The sequence below is a fragment of the Chryseobacterium formosense genome (genome assembly GCF_900116415.1).
Taxonomy (GTDB): Bacteria; Bacteroidota; Bacteroidia; order Flavobacteriales; family Weeksellaceae; genus Chryseobacterium; species Chryseobacterium formosense.
This window is the reverse complement of sequence record NZ_FPAP01000004.1, coordinates 114,499-139,265: the sequence shown is the minus strand read 5'-3', so window position 1 is coordinate 139,265 and position 24,767 is coordinate 114,499. Positions and strand designations below refer to the sequence as shown.

Below are 24,767 nucleotides of genomic sequence, written 5' to 3'. Positions count from 1 at the left end.
ATTCTGAGAGGGTTTTCTTTTTATTGTATAATTTTACAATTAATTTATCAGGAGGGTGGGCTTTAGCCCGCCTACATTAAAACAAAATCAATTTGGCTTTAGCCAAAACTTAGAAATATTAGTTAATTTAGGCTCAAATTTTTAATAATCATGACAGTAATCCTTTCAGAACAGTTTTCTTTGGTTAATTCTTGGATCAACGAATTGAGGAATATCGATATTCAGCATGACCGAATGAGATTCCGAAGAAATATGGAAAGAATCGGTGAAATTGCAGCTTTCGAGATCAGTAAAGGTTTAGAGCAAAAAGAAATTGAAATTCAGACGCCATTAGATACAATCAGGGTAAAAGAAATCGCTGTTCAGCCGGTTATTACAACCATTCTCAGAGCGGGTGTTCCTTTGTTTGAAGGGATTTTGAATTATTTTGATAAAGCAGACTGTGGTTTCGTTGCTGCATACAGAAAACACGATGCCAACGATTATTTTTCAATCAAGCAGGATTATCTTACTTGTCCGAATATCGAAGGAAGACCATTGATCGTAGGCGATCCGATGTTGGCAACCGGAGCTTCTTTAATTGAAGCCATCAAAGATTTATTAACCAACGGAAATCCTTCTCAGCTTCACATCGTTGCTGCCATTGCATCAAGACAGGGTGTTGAAACGATCGAAAAAGCATATCCCAAAGCAAAAATCTGGGTTGGAGCTATCGATGAAAATTTAACTTCAAAAGGCTACATTACTCCAGGATTAGGTGATGCAGGAGATTTAAGTTACGGAGAGAAACTTCAGAGATAATTTTTGAATTAATATCAAAATATTCTTTACATTAAAAATTTAGATTATAAAAGATTCCAAAAATCTTTCATCATATTCAATAATAAATGTGGTCGTACTTTATCTATAGGATGTTTTGTATCGGGAAGTACGGAAAGTTTTGCATTCGGAAGACTTCTGTAAACCTCTACACTTTCTTCGAGGGTCACCATATTGTCTTTATCACCAACCATAATCTGAACAGGAATCTGAATGGTTGCCAAATTACCTTTCAATGGTGGGTTTTTACCCAGATCAATCATCATTTCAGCAATTTCAGGAAGCAGCTGTTTCCACTTTGCACCATGTTGTTTTTCCAATAATTCAGCATATTTTGGAACTTTCTCGGCAATAACATCGGGATTAAGCATCTTACTTTCCTTGGTAGCCTGTTCTTCTGTCCAGTCGAATTTTGTTCCCAAAGTCATAATAGAATTGATGTTTTCGGAGTGCTCCAAAGCATAGCAAAGTGCGGCATAACCGCCCATGCTGTGACCGAAAATATAAACATTGTTCAATTTTTCTTGATTAATATATTCTTGTAACTCTTCAGTGTATTTTTCAATAGTAATTCTGGTTTCCGGAATCTCACGGTCTCCGTGGCCTGAAAATAAGGGCGTGTGAACTGTAAAATATTTTGAAAACTCTTTTTTGAATGGTTCAAATACTTCGCTGTGTCCCAAAGCGCCATGCAATAAAATTAAATGTAGCATCGTTATTCGTTTGACGGAAAATTAAGAAAAAAAGTTGAGAGTTTTTGTTTGTTGATCGTTGTCTGTTGTTGGTTCTCATTTTTAAATTTAAAACTTAAAAACCTTAAAGCTAAATATCAATGGCCATTACCAGAACACTGACTTTATTATTCCCTGATTTCAAAATTTCCCAGGCAATCGTTGCTAAAGTATTCCCTGTGGTAAAAACATCATCAATCAGCAAAATATGTTTCCCCGAAATATTCGTAGTCATTGAAAAGGTGTTTTCTGTTTCCAGACGGTGTTTTTTATCCTTTAAAGCCTGAGCTTTTGAGTAATGATTTCTTTTAATCAAATGATGATCAAAAGGTATTTTGTAAAATTCAGATAAAGTTTCTGTGAATACATGCAGTTGGTTGTATCCTCTTTCTTTTAATTTTTTAGAATGAAGGGGAACTGTTACAAATAAATCTGGTTTTTCATCTTTAAAATCTAATTTCTCGGTCGTCCATTCTGCAAGAATTTTCCCTGTTTTTTCTCTGCTTTTGTATTTTAATTCGTGAATGATTTTACGGCTTAAACTCTCTTTTTCGAACTGCATGAGCGAAAAACAATGTTCAATGGGGAAAAGTAATTTGCACTTTTCTTTGAGGTAACTGTTTTCGAAGTAGCGATGATGGGTAAAATGAATCTGTTCAAAGCAAAGCGTACAAACCAGAAGATTTCCTTCAATAATTCGGTTGCAGCCAAGACATCGGTTCGGGAAGAATAAATCTAAAATCATTTGTGAATTGTGTAAAACGAAGATAGTTATTTTAGCTGAAAGCCGGAAACGATAATTTATGAAAAAAACTATTAAAATATATCATAAACTTCCAGCTTCCATCACCCAACTTCCATCCAAAAATATTTATTTTTGAGTAAATATTTGAAGAAGATGAGTTTAGTCTACGAAAAGGAAATACAGGTAACAGAAGAGCATATTGACGCCAATAATCATGTGAATAATGTGCAGTATGTAAAATGGGTAGAAGAAATTGCCGGTGAACACTGGGATTTTGTAAAGTATAAAATCGATTTCCCAAACGACATCTGGATGCTTCTCGATCATCATATTCAATACAAAAAGCAGGTTTATTTAAATGATACGATCACGATTAAAACGTATCCGAAAGCTCCCGAAGGAATCCGCCAACCCAGAAAAGTTGAGTTTTACTGTAATGATCAGTTGGTAGTGGATTCTCTGACGCTTTGGGTCTTCATCGATAAAGAAACTCAGAAAATTAAACGACTTGATAGCGATTGGTTAAATAAATTGTGATTTTTAATAAATATGATTACTTTCGTTTTTTATAAAAACTAAACATGGAATCAAATTATACGGAAAATCAATTTGAAGAGTTCGAAAAATACGATGTTGTGTCTGATCGGGATGTTTTCACAAAAATATGGACGGAACCCAGAAGGATCTTTAAATTTATTAATGATACCAAGTACGAAAAATATTATTACATACTATTGTTTCTGGCAGGTGTGGTAAGAGCTTTTGATCGCGCATCCTCAAAAAGTATGGGTGACGATTCTTCACTTCTTATGATTCTGTTTTCAGCGATTGTTTTTGGTGGTGCTTTTGGCTGGATATCTTATTATATTTATTCTGCTTTATTGAGCTGGACAGGAAAATGGTTAGGTGGAATAGGTGATACTTCTTCAATATTCAGAATGATGGCTTATGCGATGATTCCGTCTGTTTTGATTTTATTCTTTTTGTTTCCTCAAATAGCAATATACGGTCGTGATGTTTTCAGTGATATTGAATATATAGCTCCCGGCTCTTTTGGTAATATTGTTCGCAGTATACTTTCTGTTTTTCAGATCATACTTTCTCTTGCAACATTGGTTTTCATGGTTATTGGTTTGTCTGTTGTACAAAAATTCTCAGTAGGGAAAGCTATTCTTAATCTTATTTTGCCTATTTTGATAATTATCCTTCCTATTGTATTAGTGTTTTCGATTTCTAGGATTTTTTAAAGTTTTAATGATTTAATCGATTGTAAACTCGGTACAAAGGTCGTTCATTAAATATTGAATTTCCCTATCTTTGCACCATGATACGTATTACAAAAATTTTTACATTCGAAACCGCTCATGTTTTGTACAATTATGACGGAAAATGTAAAAATATGCATGGACATTCTTACAAACTTTTCGTTACGGTAAAAGGAAAGCCTGTAAATGATCTTGAAAATCCCAAAAACGGAATGGTGGTAGATTTCGGCGATATAAAAAGTATTGTGAAATCCGAGATTGTTGATGTTTGGGATCATGCCGTTTTAATCAACGGACTTTCACCGCACAAAAATTTAGGAGAAAGCCTGGAAGATCAGGGACATAAAGTAATTTACTGTACCTTTCAGCCAACTTGCGAAAATATGTTGTACGCTATTGCAGCAAAAATAAAATCTAAACTTCCGGAAGGAATTTCTTTGGCTTATCTAAAACTTCACGAAACCGAAAACTCTTATGGGGAATGGTTTGCAGAAGATAATCAGTAATTTATTCAAAAAGCTCAAAAGCGGTGTTAAAAACAACCATCAATTTAGAACCCGGTAAAAAAGTATATTTTGCTTCAGATCAGCATTTTGGTTCTCCGGATCCGAAAGAAAGCAAACTGCGTGAAGCCAAATTTATCCGTTGGATGAATGAGATCAAAGAAGATGCGCAGGTTTTGTTTTTGATGGGCGACCTGTTCGATTTCTGGCACGAATGGAATCACGTCATTCCAAAAGGTTATGTACGTGTTCTTGGTAAAATTGCAGAACTGAAAGATCGCGGAATTCAGGTGTATTTCTTTGTTGGAAATCACGATTTGTGGATGAAAGATTATCTGGAAGAAGAAATCGGCTGCACTGTTTTTTATAAAAAACAATACTTTGAAATTTCCGGAAAACAATTTTTACTGGCTCACGGAGATGGATTAGGACCCGGAGATAAAGGGTACAAAAGAATGAAAAAAGTCTTTACCAATCCTGTTGCGCAGTGGTTTTTCAAATGGCTTCATCCAGATATTGCAATGAGAATAGCATTGTATATGTCGCAGAAAAACAAACTGATTTCCGGTGATGAAGACAAGGCGTTTTTGGGAGAAGATAAAGAGTTCCTGATTATTTATTCTAAAAAAAAGCTGGAAACAGAGAATATCGACTATTTTATTTATGGTCACCGACATTTGCCGATGGTTTTAGATTTAGAAAAAAATTCGAAATACATCAATTTGGGAGATTGGATATCTTATTTTACCTATGGAGTTTTTGAACATGATTTTGAATTGAAAAAATTTGAGAATTAAATAAAAAAATTACCTCAAAAAAATTTGAGGCAATTCTTGAATAAAGGTTCTACACTCTTTATTACTAATCCATATTCCGATTTTGTTGTTGCAAAAACTTGACCAAAAGTATGCTCTCCAAATAAATAAATTACAAATATTTAGGTTTGCAAAATGTAAAAGATTCATTTTGAATCAATAAGCTTAAAATTTAATCTGAAAAATAAATTGAAAAATATTTTTGACATAAAGACCGAAGAAGATTTTTTGACAGCCTGTCTCGAAACTTTCCGATTTCAATATGAAAATGTTGAGATTTACAGAAAGTTTGTTGATTACCTGAAGATTGATCCTCAAAATGTAGATGAACTGGCGAAAATTCCTTTTCTGCCAATTGAAATGTTTAAAAATCATCAGATTTTAAATAAAAATATTTCAACAGAATTATATTTTCAGAGCTCGGGAACAACGCAGATGAATCTGTCTAAACATTTTATAGCGGACCAAAATATCTATCAGGAAAGCATTTATAAAAGTTTCGATCAGTTTATCGGAAAGCCTGAAGATTTTATTTTCCTGGGTCTGTTGCCAAGTTATCTTGAAAAGCAGAATTCGTCGCTGATTTATATGGTTGATTACCTTATGAAAAAATCCGGCAAAACCGAAAACGGATATTTCCTGTACAATCACGAAGATCTGTTCAAGCTTTTGAATGATCTAAAATACAAAAAGGTCATTTTATTCGGAGTTTCGTTTGCGCTTTTAGATTTCTTAGATTACTGCACCTCAAACTCTCAAACCCTCAAACTCTCCGACACTTTAACTGTCATTGAAACCGGCGGAATGAAAGGGCGAAAAGAAGAGATGACCAAAGATGAATTATTGAAAATTCTACAGGAAGGTTTTAAAACCGATAAAATTTATTCAGAATATTCGATGACAGAATTGCTTTCTCAGGCATATTCTTTAGGTGAAAATATCTACCAATGCCCGAACTGGATGAGAATCCTGGTAAGAAACGCAGAAGACCCGTTTAATTATGAAAAAGAAGGCAGAACAGGAGCGATCAATATTATTGACTTAGCAAATATTCATTCCTGTTCATTCATTGCAACGCAGGATTTGGGTAAAATAATGGGCGATAAATTTCAGGTTCTGGGTAGGATTGATCATTCTGATATTCGGGGCTGTAGTTTGTTGGTTAGTTGATTGGTTAATGAGTTTGAGTGCTCTAGTGTTTTAGTGTGGTTGATATTGATACTTAAATTCTGCTATCATTTGCTGAGCAAAGCGCCTTTGCGACCGAAAAATACTCATTCTAATTAAAAAAATCTTAGCGAACCTTGTGTTAAAAAAAATTAATAGTGTTAAAAATAGAAGAACTTGTTCATGCATACATTCATTCTCAATGTGATTTTGAGAAAGAAATTGTCTTGACCAATCATTTTCAGGCAGATTGGGAAGCAGATATTCTGATCATTAATGCGGAAGGATTTAGTCACGAAATTGAAATCAAGCTTTCAAAAAGTGATTTTAAAAATGATTTTAAAAAATCGTACGTTAATACCTCAACAGGAGAAAAATTTCTGAAGCACGATAAAATTTGCTGTGGCGATTATATCTGCAATTCTTTCAGTTTTTTGTTGCCAATGGGAATGATCGAATATTCAGCCATTCCTGAACATTGCGGAATTATTGAATTTTACCACAATGTAGACTCTTGGGAAACTGAGTTTTATCTGATTCGAAAGCCTAAAACAGTTCACGAAGATTCTTACTGGAAATTGACAGATAAAGACCTTTTCATCCGAAAAATGGCCCTGAATCTATTACAACGCAAATTGGAAATCAAAGGAAAACACGAAGAACTCATCTTTAAAAATCCGTTTGATATCAAGAAGACAAAATAAAAATCCCGCCAAATGACGGGATTTTGTAATATTAATTAATATTTATTCGGCAATAGCCTCAGAATTTTTTTGCAGTAAAAACTTGTAGATCAATCCGCCAACAATTCCACCTAAAATCGGAGCTGCCCAAAACAGCCAAAGCTGGGAAATAGCATTTCCGCCAACGAAAACTGCCTGAGAAAGTGATCTTGCAGGGTTTACAGAAGTATTGGTAATCGGAATAGAAATTAAATGAATCAATGTTAACCCTAAACCGATGGCAATTCCTGCAAATTTTCCGTTAGCAAATTTGTCAGTTGCTCCCATGATGATGATCAAAAAGAAAGCAGTCAATAAAAACTCTGTTAAAAATGCTGCACCCATAGAATATCCTTTGCCAAAATAAACAGCATCACCGTAAAAATTGGTGGCAAAAGCTCCCGGTCCTGAAAAATCGGGTGTTCCGGAGCCGGAAAGGATAAAATATAAAGCTCCCGCAGCAGCAATTGCTCCTACGCATTGTGCTACAATATAAGGAACAAGTTCTTTTGCAGAAAACCTTCCTCCGGCAACTAAACCGAAGGACACCGCAGGATTAAAATGTCCTCCTGAAATATGTCCGACTGCATAAGCCATGGTGAGAACTGTAAGACCGAAAGCCAGGGCGACTCCTATTAAAAGAATTCCCAATTGTCCGTTTGAAGAGGGAGCAATTTGTGAAGCAAAGATTGCGCTTCCACAACCGCCGAAAACAAGCCAGAATGTGCCGAAAAATTCAGCAAAAAGTTTTTTTATCATAATGTTTATTTTAAATGTATTTCAAATTTAAAATTAATATCTTAATTTAAGATGATAATTTTTAAATATATTTATGGCTTGTGGGGTTTTTATTTGTGAATTTAATAATATATTTATTTGTTTGGTAGTGATATATTTCACATAATTTTAAATTGTAGTTGATTTTTATAACATAAATGATTATTTTTAGTTTATAAATTTTTAAAGTCTCTTGAATGAAAAAGTTTCTGTTAATAATTCCTGTTATTTTTTCACATACTTTTCACGGTCAGAAATCGGCAAAATCTTCACCTTGTTATGATTTGAATGAAGTTTTGAAAGTAGAGCCGACTCCTCTCTATAAGCCACATCTGGATGCCTCAAAAAGTTTTAATGTAAAAATTCTCAAAACTACAGGTACAGTACAGAAATACATCAACAGCGGGAAATTTCATTCCGTTAATAAAAAAGGAAAGGGTTACCGAGTTCAAAAACTGGATTACAGCAGAGCCTGGCTGGTTTCAAAAGCGTATCTGAATTTGGAAAGGATTGGCAATAGATTCAGTAAAAATACAGGTGGAGCTTATTTTACAGTAACTTCTATCACGAGAACGCTTGAAGATCAGTGTAAACTACGAAAAGTTAATTCGAATGCAAGTTTGGGAATCAGCTCTCATAATTACGGAAATTCTTTTGATATTTCTTATGTAAGATTTAATGGTGTTCATAGACCGAATTCTAAGTTGGAATCTGCCCTGGAAAAGGTTCTGAAATATTATTACGATGCAGGACGCATTCATTACATCAAAGAAAGACAGCAAAGCTGTTTTCATGTGACGGTGAGAAATTATTAAATTACTTTTAATTGTAAAATATTTGTACAGTGAGCTTTTTTTAATGAATAAATCCTAAATTAAAATTGTTTTCTAAAAACTCGTTGAAAAATTTTTTAAGAAAAAAATGAACCTATTTTCATGTAATTGTGAGAAAATATTAATTTATTCTTATTTATTAATCGGATGTTTGCGCAGTTTAAAGGGATTCAATAAATTTATCGCGTAAACCTTTAAAAAAACTTTTAATGCAAAATTTGAACAGGGAACAGTACACTGCTGCAGTGGAAGGATGGATCTATGCTAAAACTGATCCAAGAAGACTAAACGAACTTTTTCCCGAAAACTACATTTTCAATTTTACAACCGAGCAGGTAGACTGGCTTAGAAAAGCTAACGCTAATAAAGAGTTTTGCGCTGAAATCGGAGTGATGGAAGGCAAACTGACTGTAATGCTTTGCCCGCTTGACGAAAAAGGCAACAAAATGGAAGTAGGTGAAGTTCCTTTCTCTGTTTTTGAACCTTTGGAGGAAGATTTGAAACTGACGGAAATTCAAACCTATACGGTGGTGAAGAATGCAGTTCTGTCAAAAGAAATGCGTAAGGTCGATAACGATTCAGACATGTTTTTTCCGGTTGCAGGTAAACCGATTATGGATCAGGATATAGCGATTGACTGTATCGAATCCTGGAAGGAAAACGGACAAGACTGGTTTTATGCTGAGTACAAGCAAAACGGAGGCAAAAGTATCTTCAATAAATTCTATGTTCCGTTTGATAAAATTTCTAAAACAGAAACTGAAGTAAGTTTTGTTTGTTCTTTCGGGCTTAAATATTCTGATATTTATCAAAAACAGCTTCCTGCACTAATTTTTATTTCCTTTATTAAGAATTTAGGTGGGAGTGTAGAAACAATTTCGAATACTTTTGATTATGCAAAACCTTGTCCACCAGTTTGCAAAATTCCTGATTTGGGAATTGAATAATGAATTCAAATGGTAGATTTTTATAAAACATTTTTGCTTTTAAATTACGGATTGCTTGCATTAATAGTTTTCCTTATTTTTTGGAAATTTACCATATTAAGTCAAAAAGAAAGACAATATACATATTATATTGTTTTTCTTTTTCTTGTTGAGTTGGTCGGTTTGATCTTAGCGTATATATTTGAATTGCAGGATACATCATTTATCTATCAGTATTATATAGCAGGAGAATTTTTACTGATAACCAATATATTCATAAAAAAATTAGATTTACCAAAATATACATTGGTAATCTCATCAACTATTGGGGTAATATTTTTAATTATCGCTAATATTCCTGAAATTAATTTCAATCTTGATGAAGCCAAAGTTGCATCCAATATTGTTATTATTTGTTTAGCGGGATTTACTTTACTGAAACAGATTAAAGATGATAACAGTTCAAACAGATTTATCTTAGTGGATGCAAGCATTTTCTTTTATTATTCGGTTTCTGTATTCATATTTATTATTCAACAACAATTACAGAATCTTTCAGAAGATAATTTTTATATGATTTTGGGAATCAACACAGTTTTGTCGAGTATTTTATATAGTTCATTTATTTATATATTTTTAAAATTAAAGAAGTAACACTCAATATCAATCTGCTGGTTTTGATAATTGTCACATTGGCGATTATTGTATTTTTTATATTGATATTATATAAAACTTTTATTGATCGTATTGTCAGAGAAAAAGATTTGCAGAACAGAGCTGAAATTCAGCATCAGAAAGAATTGGCTTTAGAAAATACGAAAGCACAGGAAGAAGAAAGGAAAAGAATTGCCATTGCAGTTCACGATGATATTGGCAACAGGCTCAACATTCTTTCATTATGGCTCAATAATCTTGACATTGAAGATGATTCTGCTTCAGAAGTTATCTCAAATCAGATTTCTGAATTAATAGACAATACAAGAAGCATTTCGCATTCGCTTTATCCTGTAAATCTTGAGAAATTAGGCTTAATTTTATATATTGAAGAACTGATTACGAATTTATCGGCAAGGATCAATATTTCAATGCATCTCTCTCGTTATATTAAAAAGGATATGTTTGTTGAAGTTCAGATTTATCGAATTATTCAGGAATTTACGACCAATGTTATTAAACATTCGGGAGCAGAAAAAATTGAAATTGCAATAAAAGAATTTGATAATTTTACTGCAATCGTTATTTCCGATAACGGAAAAGGTTTTGACTATGAAAAAGTAAAAAAAGGAATGGGAATCAAAAACATAGAATCCAGAATCAAATCGATGGATGCAGAATTTAAATGGAAAAGTGTTCCCAATAAAGGAAGCCGACTAATTTTTAAAATTAATAAAAACAATGAGTGAGCAGATAAAAATTGCTTTGGTAGACGATGAACAGTTGATTCTTGAAGGGGTAAAAATGTTACTTTCAAAAGAAAAAAACTTCTCGGTAACGATGATGGCGAATGATGGAAATGTCTTCCTCGAAAATCTCGAAAATCTTTCAGCAGAAGACTTTCCGGATATCGCTCTCGTTGATGTACAGATGGAGCCGATGAACGGTTTTGAGCTTGTGGAGATTTTAAAAAACAAATATCCTGATCTCAAAGTTATTATTCTTTCGTCACACTACAAGACATCCGTTTTAGGGTATATGGTCAAGTTGGGAGTTTCTGCATTTCTGCCGAAAAATTCCAACAAAAAATTATTCATAGAGGCGATTGCAAAAGTCTATAAAAACGGGATCTTTTTCACCAATGAAGATCATGCAATGCTTCTTTCCTATATGAACAATTCTTCAAAAAAGAAATCGCTTTTTGAGATGAATGATGATCTTTCTGATAGAGAGCGTGAAGTCGTAAAGCTGATCTGTCAGGAAATGACCAATCATGAGATTGCCGAGAAACTCTTCATCAGTCCGCGAACCGTCGAAAGTCACAGACAACGTGCAATTGAAAAAATTGGTGCTAAAAACACCGTCGGAATAGTGATCTATGCAATCGTGAACAATATTTATTCTCTTGCGTAAAGCGTAACTCAGTATAAATACGGATTTTTCTATTTGGTAGATTATACGTATCGGCAATCAAAATATTTTCTCTTATTTTGCGTTGTTCTTTTGATGTTCTACATGAAAAAGACTGATGAAAAATAAAAGTTCTGCTGAATTTCAGAAATTATATTCTAGGCAAACGTTTTTTTTAAAATTTAGCAGTGAGCTGTCGTTTAGGACGGCTCTTTTTATTTTCCTGTCTTTCATTTCTTTTCTGTATTTTTGCACCCGAAAAAGATTCATATTCATTATTCACATTTAATATTCATTTCAAATGCTTTCGGTTCAGGGTTTAGGATTACATCATTCGGGTAACTATTTGTTTCAAAACGTCAATTTTACCATTAAAAAAGATGATAAAATTGGGTTGGTCGGTAAAAATGGAGCGGGGAAATCTACGCTTTTAAAAATGCTTTCCGGGGAAATCAATTTCTACGAAGGAAATGTTGTTCCCGAAGGAAATATTACGATTGGTTTTCTAAAGCAGGATCTTGATTTTGTGAAAGGCAGAACGGTTTGGAATGAAACAATGCAGGCTTTTGAGCAAATCAATGCATGGAAAGATGAATTGGAAGAAATCAATCATCAATTGACCGTAAGAACTGATTATGAAAGTGATTCTTATACCGATTTGATTAACAGAATGACTGATCTGAATGATCTTTTGATGCATCATGATGCTTATAATCTGGAAGGTGACATCGAAAAAGTTCTTTTTGGTCTTGGTTTTAAAGCAGATGATTTTCAAAAAATCACCGACGAATTTTCAGGGGGATGGAGAATGAGAATCGAACTGGCAAAATTGCTTCTTCAAAAAAATGATCTCATGCTTCTCGATGAGCCTACCAATCACCTCGATATGGAATCCATCATTTGGTTGGAGAACTTTTTGAAAGATTATCCCGGAGGAATTGTTTTGGTAAGTCACGATAAGCAGTTTATGACAGCGGTTTGTAACCGTACTTTTGATGTGAACAACAGAAAAGTTGACGATTACAAAGCCAATTATTCCAAATATTTAATCATGCGTGAAGACCGCCGTGAAAAACTGATTCAGGCTAAAAAGAATCAGGATGCGGAAATCAAGCAGATGGAAGATAACATCAATAAATTCCGTGCAAGTGCTACCAAAGCATCTTTTGCCCAGTCTTTGATTAAAAAATTAGATAAAATAGAACGTATTGAAGTGGATAACGAAGACGTTTCTAAATTCAATATCCGTTTCGTACAGTCGCAGATTCCCGGAAAAGTTATTTTCGAAGCTGAAAATCTTGGGAAAGCTTATGGTGAAAAGCAGATCTTTGATGATGTTGATTTCATCGTACAACGTGGCGACAGGATTGCCCTTCTTGGGCAAAACGGACAGGGGAAAACCACTTTAGCAAAAATTCTTGCCGGAGACATCAAAGATTATTCAGGAAACTGGAACTTGGGTCACAACGTAAATATTGGTTACTTCGCCCAAAACCAGGAAGAAGTGTTAACGCCTAATAAAACCGTTCAGGAAGAAGCAGAAGACTCTGCTACCGAAGAAACGAGACCAAGAGTTCGTGATTTATTAGGATCTTTCTTGTTCCAGGGTGAAGCGGTAAATAAAAAAACAAAAGTACTTTCCGGAGGTGAAAGAAACCGTTTGGCACTTTGTAAATTGTTGCTGCGTCCGTTCAATACGTTGATTATGGATGAGCCTACCAATCACCTGGATATTCAGTCTAAAGAAATTATCAAATTAGCTTTACAGAAGTTCGAAGGTACTTTAATTGTCATTTCGCACGACAGAGAGTTTTTACAGGGACTTTGTGATAAAATCTATGAATTCCGGGATGGTAAAATGAAAGAATTCTTAGGAGATATCAATGAATATCTTGAATTCAGACAGAAAGAATCAATCAGAGAGATTTCTGCCGAAAAAGCAAAACTTCATGGTGAAGAGCCCAAGGTTGAGGTAAAGGCTAAAAAAGTTGAAGAACCAGCAACTAGCAACCAACAGCCAACCATTGTCAGCAAAGAACAAAAAAGTATTCAGAATAAACTGAAGAAAGTTGAAGAAACAATTTCTGAGATTGAACTAAAAATTGAAGAATTCGAAGCTTCTTTTACTAAAGAAAATCCTTCTGAAGAAACTTTAGAAAAATACAATAAAACCAAAGAAGACCTTGATCTTGCATTACAGGAATGGGAACATTTGGGAACGCAGTTAGATTAATTTTTAAATTTAAAATATTGAAAGATGGACTTTGGTTCATCTTTTTTTGTGAGATATGTGATGTACCTAAAAGAAGTTTTCTCCATCAGAAAATCTCGTGATGAATATTACTCCGTAGGAGCAATCTGTTAATAGAATGTACAATTAAAATGTTCAGAGAGTTCCTTAGGGGCGACCTGAAAAAAAGCTTTAAAATTTTTTTGCTCCGTAGGAGCAAAACCTTTGTAGCATGATCATTTTATCAATATTTGAGCTCCGTAGGAGCGAAACTTTTTAACTATAAATGGCATAATCCTCTTTAAATTATTAAAATTTAATCTTTATGTAAAAGGCTTTCATTTATTTTTTATAATTTTACCAAATGATTTTCAAGGAAAGCCGACAACTAAAAAGCTTTATCTCAAAACTGATGTTTGGGATTTACTTCTTTGCGTTGTTTTCGTCAAGCTTTCACAATCATGATTCAGGAGATTTTAAGCATTTTAATCTTAAAAAAACCGAAAATTCTATTTCAAAATCTGAAGCTAAAGAAAAAGCGGGCGACTGTTTGGCCTGTCACTTTTTAGCAACAGGAAATACTCTTTTACCGGACGAATTTAGTTTCACTTTGATCAAACATACTCATGAGGCAGAGCAGGTTTTTGCTGTACAGGAAAAAATCTGGTCACAAACTAAATTTACCTTTCAACTTCGGGGACCTCCCGCAATTTCATAATCAATAGATTCTTTTCCGGATTTTTTTGCTTTAAATTTTTCAAGATTTAAAAGTCGTTGAGTGTAGTAATTTTATATTGATTACTAATATTTCTCTGACCTAAGAAGCTGAAGCGTTAGGAAAATTGAAATTCAATCCGTTAAAAAATTCCCACTGTTTGAGTGAGCATCATTTTTTGTTTCGAAACCGTAATTTTAATTGCGAACGAGTTTTGGGGATTTTAGGATTTAATTTAAATTTTTAGCGGAAGATTCTGGTCTTGAATTTTTGGTACTTTTTGCTTCAAGGCAAAAGTGCAAAGCAAAATCCAATTCAAAATTTTAACGAAAGTATTTTCATGTCGTTCATTTAATAATGAAATGATCTGATACATACGCAATCTATCTATTTACAATGAAATTGATATATAGTTTACTGCTTATCCTTTCAGGATTTGCATTTACAAACGCACAGAAAACGTATACGGTTGAAGGAACTGTTCAGGATTTTCACGATAAAACCATGCTCGAAAATTCGACGGTAAAAATCGGCGATTATACTACAAAAACAGATAAAAAAGGTAAGTTTTCATTCAATAATATTCCTGCAGGAAAATATCAGCTCATTGCAAAGCATCCTCTGTGCGATGATTATACTGAAAATGTGGGAGTCGACAGAGATTTGCATTTAGCCATTACTTTAGAACATCACATTGGTGATATCGAAACCGTTACCATTCACGGAAGTCACAAAACTAAAGGCTCAGTGATTATGAGAACGCTGGATAAAACTGAAATCGAAAGAAATTCCACGGAAAATCTTGGGAATTTATTGACAAGAATTTCAGGGGTTACAGCACTGAAAACAGGAAATAATATTTCAAAACCAGTGATTCGTGGTTTGTATGGAAGCCGGATTTCTATTCTAAACAATGGAGTGAAAATGGCAGAGCAGGAATGGGGAGTTGAGCACGCTCCAAATATTGATGTGAACGATTTTGAGCACATCGATGTTATTAAAGGTGCAGCCGCCTTGAAGTACGGAAATGAAGGAGTAGGCGGAGTTGTAGTTTTGGAACCTGCAGTTTTACCAAAGAGGGATACCATTATGGGAAGCCTGAAACTTTCAGGGATTTCTAATGGAAGAGGAGGAGAGATTGCTGCCAATGTTGCAAAAACCTGGGAAAACCAATGGTTTGTAAAAACAGGAGGGAGCTACAGAAAGACGGGAGACCAATATGTTCCGCATCATACATTGCAGAATACAGGTCAGGAATTTAACTCGTTTAATTTCTCTTTCGGAAAGCACAGTTTTTTACAAGGGTTTGATGTGTCTTATAGTGGGATCAACCAGGAATTTGGGATTTACAAAGGTGCACACTTGTCGAGTCCGGAAGATTTTTACAATGCGGTGAATTTCGGACAGCCTTTTTATCTTGATGATTTTACTTACGATATAGATAATCCCAAACAACAGGTTGAGCATCATATTGCAAAGCTCTCCGCATATAGACGTTTTGCTGATTTTGGAAAACTAACTTTTCAATATAGTTTTCAGCTCAACCGAAGAAAGGAATTCGATATCAGAAGAGGAGAATTGAGCGATTTGCCTTCTATGGATTTGAGGCTAATTACCCATTCCGCAAGTCTTATTCATTTAATCGAACGTAGTAATTGGAGTCTGGAAAGTGGTATTTCTGCTGCTTTTCAGGATAATTTCCCAAATCCTGCAACAAAAGCAAGACGATTAATTCCTGATTATTACAGATATGATAGTGGAGTATTTTCTGTTTTTAAATATAAATTTAATTCAAAACTCAATGCAGAAGCAGCAGTACGTTATGATTTCAGCAGATATGATGCGTACAAGTATTATGATTCTGAAAAATGGGAAGACTACTATGCAGATATTTTCCCGGAATTTTTTGTAAATGAATCAGGAAGCAGAACGCTCACAAGACCTATTTTAGATTATCATAATTTCTCTGCAAATGTAGGCTTAGATTATAAACCAACTCAGAATTTTGAGTTTAAACTGAATCTTTCAAGAGCAGACAGAAGTCCGAATGCTGCTGAATTATTTTCAGATGGGCTTCATCACTCTGCAGCGGTAATGGAAGAGGGAAATTTAAACATCAAAAAAGAAACGGTTTATAATGTCAACCTTTCCTTAGCAGGTCAGTTTAATGTGTTGAAAGGTTTGCATATTGAAGCTAATCCGTACTTGATGATATCGGATAATTTCGTTAATCAGATTCCGACCAGTGTGATGAATACAAACAGAGGCGTTTTCCCTGTTTGGACGTATCAGCAGATTAAAGCGAGAATTTATGGGATAGATGCCGATGCCGAATTGTCAATTCTCGATAATTTAAAATGGAAATCAGGATTCAGTATTCTGAAAGGTGACGATCTTTCGAATAATGAGCCGCTGATTTTGATGATGCCTGCAAGACTGAGAAACTCAGTTGAGCTTACTCTTAATAAACCTAAAAATTTATATATCGCTTTGGAGAATGAAAATTCATTTAAGCAAAACCGTTTTCCGATCAGAGATTTACCGGTGACTTTTATTAAAGACGGGGTGGAAAGAAATGAAATCGTTGATTTTAGTTCTACACCTGCAGCGTTCACCATATTTAATGCTTCTGTTGGAGCAGATTTAATCAAAAATCTGAATTTAAACTTCAGAATCAACAACATTTTTAATGTAGAGTATAAAGAATATCTGAACAGACTCAGGTATTATATGTACGAACCCGGAAGGAATTTCGTCGTGACTCTTAAATACAATTTCTAATTATTTATAACTTAAAATTTAAAATTAAAATGAAAAAATTTATCAATATTACATTAGTTCTTTTTGCTGCACTTTTTGTGTTTTCTTGTAGATCAGATGATGATGCAATTCCTGAAGATGTTCACGAGCATGATGAAATCGGGAAAGTGGTTTTAAAATTGACTAATAAAAACGACGCAACAGATATTCAGACTGTAAATGTAATTTCAGGAGTTGCAGATGGTCATTTACATTTACACGCAGGTGATACTTATTTGGCAGAATTAGATTTCCAGATCAAGCATGATGATCACTATCATTCTTCAGATGAAATCGAAGAAGAAAAAGACCACCACTTTATTACCTTTAACCCAGCAAATGCGGATATTGTTGTGCTAAGATCTGCCAATGATATTGTAAGAACAGACGGGAATAAATTAGGACTAAGAACAGAATGGACAATCAATTCTACTCAGGCAACAGGAAAAATGAATATCAAATTGATTCACGGTCCTACTTCTGTTAATCAGAATTATCCTTCCGCAACCAATCAATTAGGTCAAACTCAAGGTGGAGAAAGCGATGTAGATATTACGGTTGACGCACATTAAAATCTAATTAGACAATTTTTAATATTATATTTAAAATAATAGTCGGTTAAATAATAAAACTCGTAACTGTATTAATATAGTTACGAGTTTTTTATGATATTTTTGTCTTTAAATAGACTTTTAATTATAATACAATTTTTCCAATGTTAAAAATTTCTACTGTAATAAATACTATAAAGAGCAGGAAGGAAAGGGAAGAAGATGAGATAGAGTATGAGAAAGATCATTTATTCAATACATATACATTAGTTCTTGTATTTATTTTGATATGTAATATTATTCTTAATCTCTTTATTGATCAATTACTATATGCAATAATATTTTTTGGTTTGACAATATTTCTATTTATTACATTGCTAATACCTAATAGAATAAGGTTTAACCGATTGAATTTAATGTCAATTTTCTTTTTTTTAGGGATAATAGTTTTTTTGTGTGATATAGCAAGTGGTAAAGGAGCTATGAGTTATTTATCTTATATTTCTTTAACGACTGCCGTTGGATATTTTTTTAATTATCAAACGGATAAGCCTATCATATTTTCACTTATCAGTTTATATATTATTCTTTTTTTAATCAATATTCTTACAGGTTATACTTTGTTTCCTTTCTTGCATCAGAATTTAACTCAGGAAAAAGAAATGTATATAAACATATATAAAGTTCTAGAAGTTTCCGTATTTGCTTTTTTAGGAATCTATTTTACCAACAGGAGGGAGAGAATATTAGTAAAATATTTTATGGAAAAAGAACGGTTAAACGAAATGATTAAGAAAACAGATAAATTGGTTTTTACAGAAGATTTATATCAAATAGCTATTAATGGAAATACATTATTTATTCCCTATTTTAAATCTCAATTTCCAGATTTTTTTGATAATATGTTAAAATCCCATTCTAATATTATTTCATCTGAATTGAAAATATGTGCATTGATGAAATTAAATTTTACCACCAAGGAAATAGCAAGAGCCACCAATTCTACTGTCCGTGCTATTGAAAATAAAAAATATAGAATTCGGAAAAAATTAAATATTTCAACGGAAACAGATATTAATGTATATATCATTAATAATTTTTAGATATTTTTAATGTATTTATTATCAATGTTTTGCAGGAGTGAGTAGCTTTAAGTATGTGTATGAGTATATATAAGTAATCGTTTTTTGTATTCCTCATTTTTTTGATAATAATTTTATCAGCTCTAAAAATTATCACTTATGAAAAAAAATTTATTTATCCCATTTATTTTAATGTTTAGCTACTCATCGTATTTTGCTCAGGTAGGGATTAACACGACAAATCCTCAGGGAGTTTTTAATATAGATGGAGCAAAAGATAATCCTGCAACCGGAATACCAACTGCAGCTCAACAGCATAATGATTTCACTGTAACTTCTACAGGTAGTGTAGGAATAGGAATAACGGTTCCGGATAATAGTGCAAAGCTGGATATAAATTCCATAAACAAAGGAGTACTTTTACCAAGAGTTTCGCTTAGTAGTGCAACAGATCAAATTACAATTCCTTCACCTGCTACAGGACTTTTAGTATATAATACCGGAACTTCAGGTCTTGGATACGTTGGGTATGTTTTCTGGAATGGCACTGAATGGAGAACTTTCAACAATTCATCAACTAATGCTGGAACTATTGGTACAATCTCATGTACAAGTGTAAGTTTATCCCCATCATCGTATACTTCGGGTACAGCTTATATTGGGTCAATGACAGTGCCATATACAAATGGAGATGGGGGAGCTTATCCCGCTCAAACTATAGGTCCAATAAATGGTCTTACTGCAACAATTGCTTCAGGAAATTTTAATATAGGTTCAGGAAATTTAATTTATACTATTTCAGGAACTCCCACTGTATCAAGCCCAATCACTACAACCTTTCCTTTAAATGTTGGAGGGCAAACCTGTAATGCAACAGTGGGACAGGGAAATGCGCTCCCTATTGGAGGTATTTCTGCAAATACCTATTTTGCTAACGCTTCAACAATGAATGGTACTGCTGGAATATATTTTTCGGCAAATGTAAAGTACGGCGCTTCAATGCCGGTAATTGATGGTCTTACTTTTGATGTTATTTCATCAAGTTCTACTTACTATAGACCGATTTTAAAAAATACTTCAGGAAGTACGATAGTTGTACATATTAATACAGCAGCTCACTCTGTAGATGAAGGACGCCAATTGATAGGTCTTAGTATTGCTCCGGGAGTAGAACAGCCGATTGATGATAATGATATCGTATTTTGGCAAGGACCACCAACTGGTACTACAGCAACAGCACCAATTAACGGAACCAATTATAATGCAGAGGTTACAGAATTATTTTTATCAGTAAGAACTACTGTTGGAAATGGAACAACAATACCTGACGGATACCGTTTTTACAGATTTTTATATCAAATAGTACAATTTAATGGAGAAAAAGTTTTATTTACAACATTACAAAGAGTATTGTAAATGTATATAGCACATTATATTGTAAAAACCGTTGAAAAATCATTCGACGGTTTTTACTTTAACAACATTTGTCTTTTTAAGTTGATTTTAATTGATTTTTTTAATAAAAAATTCATATTTTTGCAACCTAAAATTTTAATCGATAATGAACGTTACAGCTCAAAATCATGATGATGTAAGTGCATTGCTTACAGTGACATTAGAAAAGTCTGACTACAAAGATAAAGTAGAGAAGCAATTGATTAACTATGCGAAAAACGCACAGGTTCCTGGTTTCAGAAAAGGGAAAGTGCCTTTGAGTATGGTAAGAAAGCAGTATGAAGCAGGTATTGCATTTGAGGAAATCAACAAGCAGGTTTCTGATGCTTTGAATAACTATATCAACGAAAACAAACTGAGATTGGTAGGTCAGCCGGTTCCACAGCCTGTAAATGATTTTAATCATAATGCAGAGAAATTGGAGGTTGCTTTTGAAGTAGGTTTCGAGCCTGAATTCTCTATCGATCTTTCTAAATATGAAGCTGCACACTACAAAGTAGCTGCTTCTGATAAAGAAATCAACAAGAGCATCGAAAATATGCAGAGACGTTTTGCAGAGCAGGTGCCGCAAGACAAAATCACGAAAGATTCTTACGTAGCTTTAGAAATTACTCAGGTAGTTGAAGAAGATGCAGAAGGAGAGCACCACCACCACCCAAAGAATGCTACCATTACCGCTGAAAATAAAGCAGCTTTCAAATTGGTAAAATCTTTGAAAATGGATGAGTCTGTAAAGGTTTCTAAAGAAACTCTTGCTTCTGACGAAGATTTGGCTAAAGAATTAGGATTCTCTAAAGAAGAAGTTGAGCATTTACACCACGCTGAAGTGGAGGTGAAAGTAAAAGATTTCTATTCTTTGAATCTTGCTGAACTAAACCAGGAACTTTTCGATAAAGTTTACGGTGAAGGAAACATCAAGTCTGAAGAAGAGTTGAAAGAAAAAGTAAAATCTGAATTGGATGAATACTTCCAGCAGAATGCAGACGTACACTTCGTAAACAAAGTGTTGGAGCAGGTTTCTGAAAAAGAAGAAGTAAAACTTCCTGAATCTTTCTTGGTAAAATGGTTAATGTTCTCAAATCAGAACATCCAGTCTGAAGATCAGGCAAAAGAAATTCTTGAAGCTGAAAAAAATCAGTTAAAATATCAGATCATCGAAGGTAAATTGATGAGCGAAAACGAAATTCAGTTAGACTATGCTGATGTTTTGGCACAAGCTGAACAGTTGGTGAAAAATCAATTGGCAATCTACGGAATTCACCATTTAGGTGATGAAGAAGTTCAGAAATACGCTGTTGAAATGTTGAAAGACCAAGAGCAGGTAAGACAAATTTCTTCTGAAGTAGCAATGGCTAAGTTGAAAGACGTTATCCTTGAGAAAGCTACTAAAAAAGAAACTGAGATCTCTCACGACGAGTTTTTAGAAGAATTGAAAAAATAATTATTCTCTGATAAATATTGAAAACCTCCAAGAAATTGGAGGTTTTTTGCTTTTGTTTGATAATATGGTAATGTTGTTTTGGTTTTATTGTGAAAAAAATATTGTAAATTTAGAATTATTAAAAATTTTACAATATGAAAACAACTTTATTCTTTAAACAATCTGAAACTTCAGATTCTGTTATTTTATCTAAAAGAAAAATAAAATTTTCATTGACATTTCTATTCGTAGTAATGGTGACATTATTTGCAAATTTAAAAGCGCAGACTTCTAAAATAATTCCGGATAGCAATGTTTCCGGAAGTTTTTTGGGACCTTTGGCAAATTCTGCAAGAACTTATCAGATGCTGATTGATGATACCCAGCTTACACCTTTGGTTGGTAAATATCTCAATTCTATTTCTTTCAGGCTTTTGGCTTCAGCCTCTTCAGCCTGGCCTGCTGCAGATGCTACTTTCAGCAGTTATCAGATTTATTTAAGTAACGGAGTAGATCCTGCCAACAGACAATTAGATTTTGCAGCAAATATTACGGGAGCACAGACAATGGTAAGAACCGGCGCTTTGATTATTCCTGCGGGCTCACTCACTTCGGGTGGCGATCCCAATGCTTTCAGTTATAATATTTTGTTTGATACTCCCTATCTTTATAGCGGAGGGAATCTTATCTTAGAAATACGTCATACAGGAAGTAACTCGAGCTCTCTTTCCACGCACTCAGTTACGAGCACCAATACGTCAGCAGGATATGGTACTCTTTTTTCTGCATGTTGGCAGGGAACAGGAGGGGTATTAAATGGTAACTTTGCTTACATAAAGATTAATTCTCTTGATACACTCGGTGTGAAATCAGTAACCATTGATGATGGTTTTTCTGTCTATCCGAATCCTGTAAAAGATAATTTATTTATAAAATCAACAAAAGAAATTGTAGAATTTAATGTATTCAATTTTGCAGGTCAGAAAGTATTATACCAAAAGAACAATACGAAAATTCCACAACTGAACACTTCTTCATTATCAAAAGGAGCTTATATTTTACAGATGATTGATAAAGAAGGTAATTCTACCTCGACGAAATTTGTTAAAGAATAATATTTGATCGTTTAACAGATAAATTTATTGACTTTAATAAGTATGTGAAAACTTCCAAGAAATTGGAGATATGCTTTTATGTTCAAGTTTGATTGCAATTGTGGGTTTTGAATTACGCATGATGTAAGATCTTAATTTTGATATTATTAAGAAACCGTATCTTTATGATCACTAAATTTATGAATATGAAAAAAAGTCTATTCTCTTTTGGTTATATATTCTCAGCTTCATCTATCATTCTTAACGGAAAAAGAAGCAGACAACTGAGTTTGTTCGCATTGGTACTCACATTGATTTTATCTTCAAACTTGAAAGCACAGGGGAGCTTCCAAATTTTGCCGGGCATCACTAATGAAGACGGAGCTTTCCTGGGGCCTTATGCAAATGCTCCAAGAAGATTTCAGATTCTTATAGCTCATGCACCGATTTCTTTAATGGTCAACAAATACATTACCTCGATCTCTTTCAGTCTCCAGGGTTCTTATACAAATGCATGGCCACTCACTGATACGGCATTCGGCAGCTATGAGATTTACCTCAGCAAAGGAGTGACTCCTCCTAATATGCAAATGAACTTTGCAGCTAATATTGTCGGGACTCAGACGATGGTAAAATCCGGAAACCTTATGATTTCTGCAGGCTCAGTTCCTGCCGGAAACAGCAGTAATCCTTACGCTTATACGCTCGTATTCGATACGCCTTATCTTTATACGGGCGGAAATTTAGTTATAGAAATACGCCATACAGGACATAATAATCCTATTGATGTGCCTGTAAGAACATTAGATACAAATACTACGGTGAATACGACATATTTCTCAGGATGTTGGCAGCAGAATAATGGGATTACAAAGTTTAATTTTCCTTTTATAAGATTGAATGCTGTGAACAATTTGGAAAGCCTGGGTGTAAAGTCCGTAACGATTGATGACGGCTTTTCTGTCTATCCGAATCCTGTGAAAGACCATCTGTATGTAAAAGGGGACAAAGAAATTACAGAGATCAATGTATTTAATGCGGCAGGTCAGAAAATATTATCACAAAAAAATACTGTAAATAGTCTTAAGCTGGGTACATCCTCATTGTCGAAAGGAGTTTATATTCTGCAGATGATTGATAAAGAAGGTAATTGTACTTCTACAAAGTTTGTGAAAGAATAGTTCTTGTAAATATTGGGTTAAAAAAAAATGAAAACCTTTGGAATGCCGAAGGTTTTTATGTGCAGAACGATTCATGTCATTCAATATGATTATCTTTATCACTTTAATTTAACGACGAAACTGAAATACTTTTAAAAAACTAAACACGGTTTCACAAAGCTTTAAACAAATAAATATTTAATATGAAAAAGATCATCATCCCGTTTTTCTGCGCTGTTTTGCTTAGTACATCAGTAAATGCAAATGTACAGAGAGTAACCACTATTGAATCAAATGTAAAATCGCAACTTTCTCCGCAACAGATCATTGATAAATATATTGAAGCTTTGGGAGGAAAGGCGAAGTTGGAATCAGTAAAATCTTCTGTCAGCGAAGATGTTATTTCCGCACAGGGTATGGAAATCAAGTCGGTAACCAAAAAGATGGGCAATAAGTTCAAATCTGTACAGTCTATCATGGGACAGGAGATTGTGAGTGTTTTTGACGGTGTGAAAGGTCATTCAAATCAGACTGGTACGAAAGTAGAGTTTACGCCCGACAGAATTGTAGAATTAAAAAAAGGCAAAACCATTGATGCATTAGGTCTTGATGCTTCTAAATTTACTTCAGCCGTTGAAACATTAGACGGAAAAAGCTACAATGTTTTGGTGTCGGATGCTGTGAAATTATATTTCGATACTTCTACAGGATTGCTTTATAAAACAGGTAATGCAATGAGCGGAGCTGTTATAAAAAGTTATATAACCGTTGATGGTATTAAGTTTCCTGAACAGATTGAAGCAGAAGGAGGTGGGCAAAAAGTGATTATCAAAACCACAAAAGTTACCGTTAATTCGGGTGTAACTGATGCTGATTTTCAATAATTATTAATAA

25 protein-coding genes are annotated in these 24,767 nt (G+C 33.9%); 22 read left to right on the top strand and 3 right to left on the bottom strand.

Annotated features, from left to right (window positions below):
- Positions 1-150: 150 nt before the first annotated feature.
- Positions 151-801, top strand: coding sequence for a uracil phosphoribosyltransferase (gene upp, locus BM371_RS16430; RefSeq protein ID WP_034673155.1), 651 nt, complete (start codon positions 151-153; stop codon positions 799-801).
- Between the two features lie 44 nt (positions 802-845).
- Here the strand turns inward: upp and BM371_RS16425 are convergent, their stop codons facing one another.
- Complete coding sequence (locus BM371_RS16425; RefSeq protein WP_034673157.1) at positions 846-1,532, bottom strand: alpha/beta fold hydrolase; 687 nt, start codon at positions 1,530-1,532, stop codon at positions 846-848.
- Between the two features lie 109 nt (positions 1,533-1,641).
- Positions 1,642-2,295, bottom strand: a complete 654-nt coding sequence (locus BM371_RS16420) for a ComF family protein (protein WP_034673159.1) — start codon at positions 2,293-2,295, stop codon at positions 1,642-1,644.
- A 153-nt stretch (positions 2,296-2,448) separates the two neighbouring features.
- Between BM371_RS16420 and BM371_RS16415 the strand changes: the two genes are divergently transcribed.
- The 6 genes from BM371_RS16415 (at position 2,449) to BM371_RS16390 (ending at position 6,749) form a co-directional block, all read left to right on the top strand.
- Positions 2,449-2,832, top strand: a complete 384-nt coding sequence (locus BM371_RS16415) for an acyl-CoA thioesterase (protein WP_034673161.1) — start codon at positions 2,449-2,451, stop codon at positions 2,830-2,832.
- A 44-nt stretch (positions 2,833-2,876) separates the two neighbouring features.
- Positions 2,877-3,542 (top strand): Yip1 family protein, encoded by a 666-nt coding sequence (locus BM371_RS16410; protein ID WP_034673163.1) that lies wholly within the window; start codon positions 2,877-2,879, stop codon positions 3,540-3,542.
- Between the two features lie 77 nt (positions 3,543-3,619).
- Entirely contained in the window at positions 3,620-4,066 is a 447-nt protein-coding gene (locus BM371_RS16405; RefSeq protein ID WP_034673165.1) for a 6-pyruvoyl trahydropterin synthase family protein, read from the top strand.
- Between the two features lie 23 nt (positions 4,067-4,089).
- Positions 4,090-4,860: a UDP-2,3-diacylglucosamine diphosphatase gene (locus BM371_RS16400; protein ID WP_034673167.1), complete on the top strand. Its 771-nt coding sequence runs from the start codon at positions 4,090-4,092 to the stop codon at positions 4,858-4,860.
- Positions 4,861-5,067: 207 nt separating this feature from the next.
- Complete coding sequence (locus BM371_RS16395; protein WP_034673170.1) at positions 5,068-6,048, top strand: LuxE/PaaK family acyltransferase; 981 nt, start codon at positions 5,068-5,070, stop codon at positions 6,046-6,048.
- Between the two features lie 155 nt (positions 6,049-6,203).
- Positions 6,204-6,749, top strand: coding sequence for a hypothetical protein (locus BM371_RS16390; RefSeq protein ID WP_034673173.1), 546 nt, complete (start codon positions 6,204-6,206; stop codon positions 6,747-6,749).
- Between the two features lie 42 nt (positions 6,750-6,791).
- On the opposite strand, the gene aqpZ is transcribed toward BM371_RS16390, so the two are convergent.
- Positions 6,792-7,523, bottom strand: coding sequence for an aquaporin Z (gene aqpZ, locus BM371_RS16385; protein WP_034676932.1), 732 nt, complete (start codon positions 7,521-7,523; stop codon positions 6,792-6,794).
- A gap of 218 nt (positions 7,524-7,741) precedes the next feature.
- Here aqpZ and BM371_RS16380 point away from each other — a divergent pair, with 218 nt between their 5' ends.
- The 15 genes from BM371_RS16380 (at position 7,742) to BM371_RS16310 (ending at position 24,757) form a co-directional block, all read left to right on the top strand.
- On the top strand, positions 7,742-8,359 hold the full coding sequence (locus BM371_RS16380; protein ID WP_034673177.1) for a DUF5715 family protein: 618 nt from the start codon (positions 7,742-7,744) through the stop codon (positions 8,357-8,359).
- A gap of 227 nt (positions 8,360-8,586) precedes the next feature.
- Complete coding sequence (locus BM371_RS16375; protein ID WP_034673178.1) at positions 8,587-9,324, top strand: hypothetical protein; 738 nt, start codon at positions 8,587-8,589, stop codon at positions 9,322-9,324.
- Positions 9,325-9,333: 9 nt separating this feature from the next.
- The gene (locus tag BM371_RS16370; RefSeq protein ID WP_034673180.1) at positions 9,334-9,957 is read left to right on the top strand and encodes a hypothetical protein; all 624 of its coding nucleotides are present in this window, start codon (positions 9,334-9,336) and stop codon (positions 9,955-9,957) included.
- Between the two features lie 110 nt (positions 9,958-10,067).
- Positions 10,068-10,706, top strand: coding sequence for a sensor histidine kinase (locus BM371_RS16365; protein WP_228423588.1), 639 nt, complete (start codon positions 10,068-10,070; stop codon positions 10,704-10,706).
- Positions 10,699-11,370, top strand: coding sequence for a response regulator transcription factor (locus BM371_RS16360; RefSeq protein ID WP_034673184.1), 672 nt, complete (start codon positions 10,699-10,701; stop codon positions 11,368-11,370). Before BM371_RS16365 ends, BM371_RS16360 begins: the two co-directional genes overlap by 8 nt.
- Before the next feature lie 298 nt (positions 11,371-11,668).
- Positions 11,669-13,600, top strand: coding sequence for an ABC-F family ATP-binding cassette domain-containing protein (locus tag BM371_RS16355; RefSeq protein ID WP_034673186.1), 1,932 nt, complete (start codon positions 11,669-11,671; stop codon positions 13,598-13,600).
- A gap of 361 nt (positions 13,601-13,961) precedes the next feature.
- Positions 13,962-14,315, top strand: coding sequence for a hypothetical protein (locus tag BM371_RS16350; RefSeq protein ID WP_034673189.1), 354 nt, complete (start codon positions 13,962-13,964; stop codon positions 14,313-14,315).
- A gap of 393 nt (positions 14,316-14,708) precedes the next feature.
- Positions 14,709-17,093 (top strand): TonB-dependent receptor, encoded by a 2,385-nt coding sequence (locus BM371_RS16345; RefSeq protein WP_034673191.1) that lies wholly within the window; start codon positions 14,709-14,711, stop codon positions 17,091-17,093.
- Between the two features lie 29 nt (positions 17,094-17,122).
- Positions 17,123-17,683: a hypothetical protein gene (locus tag BM371_RS16340; protein WP_034673193.1), complete on the top strand. Its 561-nt coding sequence runs from the start codon at positions 17,123-17,125 to the stop codon at positions 17,681-17,683.
- Positions 17,684-17,826: 143 nt separating this feature from the next.
- A complete protein-coding gene (locus BM371_RS16335) occupies positions 17,827-18,765 on the top strand; it encodes a helix-turn-helix transcriptional regulator (protein WP_131430856.1) in 939 nt (312 codons plus the stop codon).
- A gap of 138 nt (positions 18,766-18,903) precedes the next feature.
- Complete coding sequence (locus BM371_RS16330) at positions 18,904-20,160, top strand: hypothetical protein (protein WP_051882535.1); 1,257 nt, start codon at positions 18,904-18,906, stop codon at positions 20,158-20,160.
- Positions 20,161-20,305: 145 nt separating this feature from the next.
- Positions 20,306-21,640 carry a trigger factor gene (locus BM371_RS16325; protein WP_034673195.1) on the top strand — a complete coding sequence of 445 codons (1,335 nt, stop codon included), beginning with the start codon at positions 20,306-20,308 and terminating at the stop codon, positions 21,638-21,640.
- 134 nt (positions 21,641-21,774) lie between these two features.
- Positions 21,775-22,734: a T9SS type A sorting domain-containing protein gene (locus BM371_RS16320; RefSeq protein WP_034673197.1), complete on the top strand. Its 960-nt coding sequence runs from the start codon at positions 21,775-21,777 to the stop codon at positions 22,732-22,734.
- 185 nt (positions 22,735-22,919) lie between these two features.
- Positions 22,920-23,894 (top strand): T9SS type A sorting domain-containing protein, encoded by a 975-nt coding sequence (locus BM371_RS16315; RefSeq protein WP_165571761.1) that lies wholly within the window; start codon positions 22,920-22,922, stop codon positions 23,892-23,894.
- Positions 23,895-24,076: 182 nt separating this feature from the next.
- The gene (locus BM371_RS16310; protein ID WP_034673201.1) at positions 24,077-24,757 is read left to right on the top strand and encodes a hypothetical protein; all 681 of its coding nucleotides are present in this window, start codon (positions 24,077-24,079) and stop codon (positions 24,755-24,757) included.
- The last annotated feature ends 10 nt before the right edge of the window (positions 24,758-24,767 follow it).